10 protein-coding genes are annotated in these 8,432 nt (G+C 38.1%); all 10 read left to right on the forward strand.

What is annotated here, in order from left to right; translation table 11 throughout:
- Positions 1–531: heptaprenyl diphosphate synthase component 1 (locus V7149_RS20820; RefSeq protein ID WP_335347508.1), on the forward strand; the 531-nt coding region annotated here is incomplete at its 5' end.
- A 5-nt stretch (positions 532–536) separates the two neighbouring features.
- Positions 537–1,244, forward strand: coding sequence for a demethylmenaquinone methyltransferase (locus V7149_RS20825; protein ID WP_335347509.1), 708 nt, complete (start codon positions 537–539; stop codon positions 1,242–1,244).
- 133 nt (positions 1,245–1,377) lie between these two features.
- Positions 1,378–2,340, forward strand: a complete 963-nt coding sequence (gene hepT / locus V7149_RS20830) for a heptaprenyl diphosphate synthase component II (protein WP_335347510.1) — start codon at positions 1,378–1,380, stop codon at positions 2,338–2,340.
- Between the two features lie 118 nt (positions 2,341–2,458).
- Positions 2,459–2,905, forward strand: a complete 447-nt coding sequence (gene ndk, locus V7149_RS20835) for a nucleoside-diphosphate kinase (RefSeq protein ID WP_335347511.1) — start codon at positions 2,459–2,461, stop codon at positions 2,903–2,905.
- Positions 2,906–3,051: 146 nt separating this feature from the next.
- Complete coding sequence (locus V7149_RS20840) at positions 3,052–3,825, forward strand: CheR family methyltransferase (RefSeq protein ID WP_335347512.1); 774 nt, start codon at positions 3,052–3,054, stop codon at positions 3,823–3,825.
- 212 nt (positions 3,826–4,037) lie between these two features.
- Positions 4,038–5,210, forward strand: coding sequence for a chorismate synthase (aroC, locus tag V7149_RS20845; RefSeq protein WP_335347513.1), 1,173 nt, complete (start codon positions 4,038–4,040; stop codon positions 5,208–5,210).
- Positions 5,210–6,286 (forward strand): 3-dehydroquinate synthase, encoded by a 1,077-nt coding sequence (gene aroB / locus V7149_RS20850; RefSeq protein ID WP_335347514.1) that lies wholly within the window; start codon positions 5,210–5,212, stop codon positions 6,284–6,286. Before aroC ends, aroB begins: the two co-directional genes overlap by 1 nt.
- Positions 6,287–6,300: 14 nt before the next feature.
- Positions 6,301–6,669: a chorismate mutase gene (aroH, locus tag V7149_RS20855; RefSeq protein ID WP_335347515.1), complete on the forward strand. Its 369-nt coding sequence runs from the start codon at positions 6,301–6,303 to the stop codon at positions 6,667–6,669.
- Between the two features lie 62 nt (positions 6,670–6,731).
- The gene (hisC, locus tag V7149_RS20860) at positions 6,732–7,832 is read left to right on the forward strand and encodes a histidinol-phosphate transaminase (RefSeq protein WP_335347516.1); all 1,101 of its coding nucleotides are present in this window, start codon (positions 6,732–6,734) and stop codon (positions 7,830–7,832) included.
- Positions 7,833–7,951: 119 nt separating this feature from the next.
- The coding region (locus V7149_RS20865; protein WP_438824140.1) for a prephenate dehydrogenase/arogenate dehydrogenase family protein at positions 7,952–8,432 on the forward strand (481 nt) is incomplete at its 3' end.

Consider the following 8,432-nt stretch of genomic DNA (forward strand, 5'->3'; position numbering starts at 1 on the left):
GTGTATTATAGCGGTTTATATTATAAGATTCTTGCCGAACTTGAAGATATCCCCTTGATTAAATCGCTGGCTACAGGTATTAAAGAAGTAAATGAAAATAAGATTTCTGTTTATCAAACAGCAGTTGAAGCAGTTGATATATTAATGGAAAGTGTAAAAAAGATTGAATCCTCATTATTTGAAAAGGTAATTGATTTAATAGAGGATCCGAATTGGAACGAATTTGCCTCTAACCTTTTATTTAGAAAAAGATTGTTGATGGAAAAGATGAGATTTTTAAAAGGTGAGACATCAATCGTTTTTGAGGCACTGAAAAAATTGTTACTACCTAAAAATCAAAATACCGAGCTATGTGAAGAGCAGCAGCACTTATTGATTCACACGTGCGACAGGTATCTTAATAGCTCAAAGCAATTAATTGATAAATATATGAGCAAACTCCCGAATCTGAATGAACCGATGAAGCAAAGAGCATATGCAATCATTAGTCAGCATCAGCCCGCAGAAAATATATTTGTGGAGGAAGGTTAGAAGGCATGCAACAATCAAAAGAAGAGCGCGTCCATCATGTTTTTGAGAAGATCTATGACAATTATGACAAGATGAATTCCGTCATTAGCTTTCAGCAGCATTTAAGATGGCGTAAGGACACCATGAAACGCATGAATGTCCAAAAAGGTTCCAAAGCATTAGACCTTTGCTGTGGAACTGCTGATTGGACTATTAGCTTGGCAGAGGCAGTAGGAACTGAGGGAGAAGTGGTAGGCCTTGATTTCAGCAAAAACATGCTGAAAATCGGTGAGCAAAAGGTAAAAGAGCTGAATTTGAAGCAAGTTAAGCTCGTTCATGGCAATGCAATGGAACTGCCATTCCCCGATCACTCCTTTGATTATGTGACAATAGGCTTTGGACTCCGAAATGTGCCGGATTATTTGCAAGTATTAAAGGAAATGCGCCGCGTGCTTAAACCTGGTGGTATGGCTGTTTGCCTTGAAACATCTCAGCCAACGATGTTTGGCTATAAACAAGCATATTACCTTTATTTCCGCTTTATCATGCCTATGTTCGGAAAAATATTTGCAAAAAGCTATAAAGAGTATTCATGGTTACAAGAATCAGCCCGCGATTTCCCTGGTATGAAGGAGCTTGCAAACATGTTCGAAGAAGCTGGTTTTGTCAAAGTAACATATAAACCGTACAGCGGTGGAGTTGCAGCGGTGCACATTGGAAGTAAAGAAAAATAAAACTTTTTTCTGAATGCTTTTTTCATAGAAATTAATGTCCGGACGGATCCAATGAAGAACTTCTGGCTCGATTTGTACGTCCTCTAATGTATGGAAGCTGCAGACAGGATTTTAAGCTGGGTGAGTATGGGAAATGAAGTTAAAAATGATGTATTCATTTCTAAATTCCGATTTAAAAAATATAGAGCAAACACTCGAAGAGACAGTTCAAGCGGAGTCTCCTTTATTACACCAAGCATCCTTGCATTTATTAAAAGCTGGGGGAAAGAGAATCCGCCCCGTTTTTGTTTTGCTTGCTGGCAAGTTTGGCGCTTACGACATTAACAAAATAAAAAATGTGGCTGTTGCGCTTGAGTTAATTCACATGGCTTCCCTCGTTCATGATGATGTCATTGATGATGCAGAATTAAGACGGGGAAAGCCAACAATTAAAGCCAAATGGGATAATAAAGTCGCCATGTACACAGGGGACTATATTTTTGCTCGTGCTTTGGAACTGATTACAGATATTGAGAATCCATTTACTCATCAGATTTTGTCAAACACGTTAGTTGAACTTTGTATTGGTGAGATTGAACAGATTCAGGATAAATATAATTTTGAACAAAATATTCGCGATTACTTCCGAAGAATAAAGCGGAAGACAGCGATACTCATTGCTGTAAGCTGCCAGCTTGGGGCAATTGCAGCTGACGTTGATGAAAAGGTCCACAAAAAGCTGTATCGCTTTGGGTATTATGTTGGAATGTCCTATCAGATTATTGATGACGTCCTTGACTTTACAGGCACGGAAAAAGAGCTCGGGAAACCAGCTGGAGATGACCTTCATCAAGGCAATATTACTTTACCGGTCTTTTTTGCCATGGAGGATGCAGAAATTCGAAAAGAGATTATTAAAGTTCGTGAAACGACAGAACGAAGTGATATGGAAAGAATCATTTCGCTCATTAAGAACTCTGGCGCCATCGAAAGATCTCTTCAAGTCAGTGATTTATATTTAAATAAGGCACTGGATATATTAAAAGAACTCCCGCAAAATCGTGCAAAGAAAACACTAATCGATATTGCGAAAGTGATTGGCAAAAGAAGTTTTTAATCACGATTTGGTCGATGTTTCTCCATTGACCTTGTATTATCTTCAAAACAATGTTAATATTTTCGTGGATTATCGTATTAGGATAATTCACTATACATAGCTTTAGGAGTTGACATTTATGGAAAAAACATTTTTAATGGTTAAGCCTGACGGCGTTCAACGTAATTTAATTGGTGAGATCGTTGCCCGTTTCGAGAAGAAGGGTTTTCAGCTTGTTGGCGGTAAGCTTATGAGCATCTCTAAGGAACTTGCTGAGCAGCATTATGGTGAGCACAAAGAGCGTCCTTTCTTCGGAGAATTAGTAGATTTCATCACTTCTGGCCCTGTTTTCGCAATGGTATGGGAAGGCGAAAATGTAATTGCAACAGCTCGTCAAATGATGGGAGCAACTAATCCAAAAGATTCAGCACCAGGTACAATCCGTGGTGATTTCGCAGCTACTGTAGGAAAAAATATTATTCACGGTTCTGATTCACCTGAAAGTGCAGAACGTGAAATTGGCTTATTCTTCAAACAAGAAGAACTTGTAGAATACTCAAAGTTAATGAATGAGTGGATTAACTAAATGGAAAAAGTGCTCGCAAACATTGCGGGTGCTTTTTTTTGTTATAATCCCTTTTTGAAACAAATTTTGGTCCTTTTTGTCAAATTTTCAGCTATACTTACTTTATATGAGAATAGAATGAATATATGCTTAGGGGAGAAGGGCAAATGTCTAGTGATTATCAAAGCTTTATTGTAAATATAAAGAAGAAAACAGGAATTGACCTATCTTTATATAAGGAAGCACAAATGAAAAGGAGACTCCTATCTCTTTATGAAAAAAAGGGATATAAGACCTTTCAAGAGTTTTTTGAAGCAATAAGAATGGATAATCAGCTTTTAAATGAATTTTTGGATAGAATGACCATTAACGTTTCTGAATTTTATCGAAATTCAAAAAGGTGGGAGGTGCTAGAGAATAAAATACTTCCTAAATTGCTGGCTAATAATAGACGGTTAAAAATATGGAGTGCTGCTTGCTCCACTGGTGAAGAGCCTTACACGTTAGCCATGGTAATGTCAAATTTTATGTCATTATCCCAAGTGCAAATATTGGCGACAGATATTGATGAAAATGTCATTGCGAGAGCAAAAATTGGTACATACCCTGAAAGATCATTGAATGAAGTCCCAGAAGATATGAAGAAGAAATACTTTGTGAAGGACGGAAGCTTTTATAAAGTGTCAGATGAAATCAAAAAAACTGTAACCTTTAGAAAGCAAAATTTGCTTTCAGATCCATTTGGCGGACCATTTGATCTCATTGTGTGCCGGAATGTCCTCATTTATTTTACGGAAGAGGCGAAGGATACGCTTTATAATAAATTTAGCAACGCTTTAAAAACAGATGGCATTTTTTTTGTTGGCAGCACAGAGCAAATATTTAATCCTAGCAAATATGATTTTGAATCGGAGGATACATTCTTCTACAGAAAAAAATAAAGATCAGAAGTCTGTTTAGATGCAGGCTTCTTTCTTTTAGAAGTTTATATTTTTTTGTGTTGAAAATGCCGGCCTTCCTTGAATGGATTGTACGTAATAATTATTGTTTTTTTGCAAAAAATTAAATGAATTTTCTATTTTTACTATTCATATTTTTGCCGATATGTTATATTGGTACATAATTCTTTAATGAGTTGAAGGGGGAAAGAGTTTTGAGATATTTGACTTCAGGTGAATCACATGGACCGCAGCTGACCGCTATTATTGAGGGGCTGCCAGCGGGGTTGCCTTTGCTTACTTCTGATATAAATATAGAATTAGCTAGACGTCAAAAAGGACATGGCCGAGGCAGAAGAATGCAAATTGAAAAGGATACAGTACAAATTACTGGGGGAGTCAGGCACGGATACACTTTAGGATCCCCAGTTGCATTAGTCGTTGAAAATAACGATTGGAAGCACTGGACGAAAATTATGGGTCAAGATCCTATTGCTCCAGAAGAAGAAGAAGAGATAAAAAGAAAAATTACTCGTCCTCGCCCTGGGCACGCTGATTTGAATGGTGCTCTAAAATATGGACATAGAGACATGAGAAATGTTCTTGAACGCTCTTCAGCAAGAGAAACGACTGTAAGGGTGGCTGCAGGGGCAGTTGCCAAAAAGCTATTAGCTGAGCTTGGAATAAATATCGCTTCTCATGTTGTAGAAATTGGCGGAATTAAATCCGCAGTCAGAGAATACGAAACTCTTGAAAAGCTGAAGGAGATTTCAGAAGACTCACCAGTTCGCTGCATAGATCCTGATGCAGCACAGCAAATGATGAAAGCTATTGATGATGCAAAAGAGCAAGGTGATTCTATTGGCGGTATTGTTGAAGTCATCGTTGAAGGCATGCCTCCAGGAGTCGGCAGCTATGTTCACTATGATCGTAAGCTTGACGCTAAATTATCAAGCGGGATAATGAGCATCAATGCCTTTAAAGGTGTAGAGATTGGGATCGGCTTTGAAGCGGCAAGTAAGCCAGGCAGCGAAGTTCATGATGAAATTGCATGGAGCCAGGAACAAGGCTATTACCGTAAAACGAATCGTTTAGGCGGCTTAGAAGGCGGAATGTCAACAGGTATGCCGATTGTAGTAAGGGGAGTCATGAAGCCTATTCCTACTTTATATAAACCGCTTCAAAGTGTGGATATTGAAACGAAGGAGCCATTTGCAGCAAGCATTGAGAGGTCTGACAGCTGTGCCGTTCCTGCAGCAGCAGTAGTAGCAGAGAATGTTATAGCCTGGGAATTAGCAGCAGCGATCGTGGATCAATACTACTCAGACCGGTTTGAAACATTAAAGGAAATTATTGATCAGCAGAGAGCGTTTGCGAGGGAATTCTAATGGATGCGGTAACCATTGAAACGAATTCGAAAACATATCCTGTATATGTTGGCGCAGGGGTTATCGAGCAAATAAGCTCATTTATTCAAGATAAATTCCCTTCCTTAACAACGATTATGGTTTTGACTGATGAAACAGTTGCAGAGCTTTATTTAGATGACATGAAAGCTGCCATATCCAATTTCAAATCGGAAATCTGCATCGTTCCAAGCGGAGAAAAAGCGAAAACCTTTGATGTATATTATCAGTCATTAAGTTTTGCGTTAGAAAAAAAGCTGGACAGAAAATCAATACTGATTGCATTTGGTGGTGGAGCAATTGGAGACCTTGGAGGATTTGTAGCTTCGACATTCATGCGAGGAATCCCTTTTCTCCAAGTGCCAACGACAATCTTAGCTCATGATAGCGCAGTTGGCGGGAAAGTCGCTATCAATCATCCATTGGGAAAAAATATGATTGGCGCTTTTTATCAGCCGGAAGCTGTATTCTATGATTTGCATTTTCTGCGATCGCTACCGCTGAAAGAAAGACGATCTGGTTTTGCTGAAGTCATAAAGCATAGCTTAATTCATGATCCGTCCTTTTATGATTGGCTGTTAACTCATGTAAATTCTCTAGATGAACTTGGTGGAGAGGATTTACAATATGCTTTAGTTAAGGGAATTGAAATTAAGAACTATTTTGTTTCTATGGATGAGAAAGAGTCTGGAATCCGTGCTTACTTAAATTTTGGCCATACGCTTGGCCATGCGATTGAAGCTGAAATGGGCTACGGCAAATGGACACATGGGGAATCAATATTGATCGGCATGCTATTTGCATTGCAACTAAGCGATAACATAACGGGTTTATCCTTTAATATGGAGCCGTTAAAAAATTGGCTCGCTCGTCTAGGCTATGAAACCAAAATACCTAAAGCACTGACGATACAAAATTTAATTGAGCGAATGAAACAAGATAAAAAGTCAATCGGTCAAAAAGTAAACTTTGTTCTATTAAAGGAAATCGGTAACCCCGAATTATTTGAGGTTTCAGAAGCGGAATTGATCAAGCAGCTAGAATATTTTCAAAAATAAAGGAGGGGTTGCATGTGATACGCGGCGTAAGAGGAGCTACTACAATAAATGAAAACAATGAAAAAGAAATTATTGAAGCTACAGAGATTTTGCTGAGGAAGATGATTGAGGAAAATTCGATCGATGCTGAGATGGTTGCATCTGTCTTCATTTCAGTGACAGAGGATATCACAGCAGTATTCCCTGCCAAAGCAATGAGATTAATAGAGGGCTGGAAGTATGTCCCTGTTATGTGTATGAGAGAGATTCCAGTCGATTCCTCATTAGAAAAATGTATCCGTGTCATGATGCATGTGAATACAAATATTTCACAAAAAGATATTAGTCATATTTACTTAGGAGACGCCATTAAATTAAGACCTGATTTAAATACTGCAGAATAGTATTAAAATTAATCTTTTATACATTGATTTTTAATGACATTCAAAAGAAAAGGTGAATCATTATGAAATGGAAAGAGCAGTTGCTTCATTTATCTCCTTATCAGCCTGGGAAACCAATCGATGAAGTAAAAAGACAGTATGGTTTGGAAAAAATTATAAAATTGGCATCCAATGAAAATCCGTTCGGATGCTCTGAAAATGTGATTGCTGCTATCAATTGTTCTTCAGCATCATTTCCTTTTTATCCAGACGGAAATGCTACTAATTTAAGAGAAATGATTGCTGATTATTTCCATTTAAGCCCATCACAATTTATTTTTGGCAATGGGGCTGATAACCTCATCCAAATTATTTCAAGGGCTCTTTTAAAGCCAGGCACTAACACAGTAATGGCTACACAAACCTTTTCGCAGTATAAGCATAACGCTGTCATTGATGGTGCAGAGGTTAGGGAAATTCCTCAAATAAACGGAGAACATGACCTAGATGGAATGCTGCAGGCTATAGACGAGTCAACTTCAGTAGTGTGGGTTTGTAACCCAAATAATCCGACAGGAACATATATAGGTGAAGATCGATTAGTTTCATTCTTAGAGAAAGTGCCGAATGAAATTCTCGTTGTCATTGATGAAGCCTATTTTGACTATGCTGTTGCTGAAGACTATAGCAGTTCGGTACATTTACTGGATCGTTTTCCAAATATGATCGTCTTGCGTACATTCTCAAAAATTTATGGCCTTGCAAGCCTTCGTGTTGGATTCGGGATTAGCCAACCTGAAATCATTAAAGTTTTAGAACCAGCAAGAGAACCTTTTAATGTTAATACAATGGCCCAAGCAGCAGCAGTTGCAGCTCTTGAAGACAAGGAGTATGTTGATTTCTGCAGACAAAAAAACCGTGAGGGTCTGGAACAACTTTATGCATTTTGTGAGGAGAAGGGCTTAAGCTATTACCCCTCACAAGCAAACTTTATCCTTATTGATTTTAACAAGGACGGAAACGAAGTATTTCAATATTTGCTCGAAAGAGGATATATCGTTCGTTCAGGCAAGGCACTTGGTTTCCCTACATGTGTGAGGGTGACAGTTGGTTCAAAGGAGCAAAATGAAGGTGTTATGCAGGTTATGGCTGAATTACTAGCTGAAAAGACAATCATTTCATAAGAAAACAATTATTTATTAGAAATCAGAGGCTGCTATAGCCTCTGAAGCTTTTTTCCCTAATTACCATATATTTAGCCAGTAAATGTGCTTTTACAATGGATAACTCAATCATAAAGGTGGTGAGCCGCTTGAAAGGCCGTGTACTTATTATAGGTTTAGGATTAATTGGAGGATCCTTGGCACTATGCATTAAAAAGACTCACAAGGATGCAGTTGTCGTTGGTTTTGATGCGAACGAAGAACAGACAAAGCTTGGAAGGATGCTTGGGGTGATTGATGAAATTGCCATTTCAATTGAAGAAGCTGCTGAACATGCTGACCTGATTTTAATTGCTACTCCAGTAAAAGTAACCGAAAAGATATTTAAAATCCTAGAAAATATTCCATTAAAGAATCAAGTTATTATTTCAGATGCAGGCAGTACGAAAAAGGAAATCGTTCAATTGGCTGACGCTTTTAAGAAAAGGGGAATCAGTTTTATTGGCGGGCATCCAATGGCTGGGTCACACAAAAGCGGTGTAACTGCTGCAAAATCGATCCTTTTTGAAAATGCCTTTTATATTTTTACGCCTGAAGATCATATTTCAAACAGTAAGCTAC

Source organism: Bacillus sp. JJ1503, from assembly GCF_036965125.1.
In the GTDB taxonomy this organism is placed as follows: Bacteria; Bacillota; Bacilli; order Bacillales; family Cytobacillaceae; genus Cytobacillus.

Bases quoted from the DNA above. Each gene is read 5' to 3' on its own strand.
- V7149_RS20825 (WP_335347509.1), top strand. From the start codon at position 537: ATGCAACAATCAAAAGAAGAGCGCGTCCATCATGTTTTTGAGAAGATC.
- hepT (WP_335347510.1), top strand. From the start codon at position 1,378: ATGAAGTTAAAAATGATGTATTCATTTCTAAATTCCGATTTAAAAAAT.
- ndk (WP_335347511.1), top strand. From the start codon at position 2,459: ATGGAAAAAACATTTTTAATGGTTAAGCCTGACGGCGTTCAACGTAAT.
- V7149_RS20840 (WP_335347512.1), top strand. From the start codon at position 3,052: ATGTCTAGTGATTATCAAAGCTTTATTGTAAATATAAAGAAGAAAACA.
- aroB (WP_335347514.1), top strand. From the start codon at position 5,210: ATGGATGCGGTAACCATTGAAACGAATTCGAAAACATATCCTGTATAT.
- hisC (WP_335347516.1), top strand. From the start codon at position 6,732: ATGAAATGGAAAGAGCAGTTGCTTCATTTATCTCCTTATCAGCCTGGG.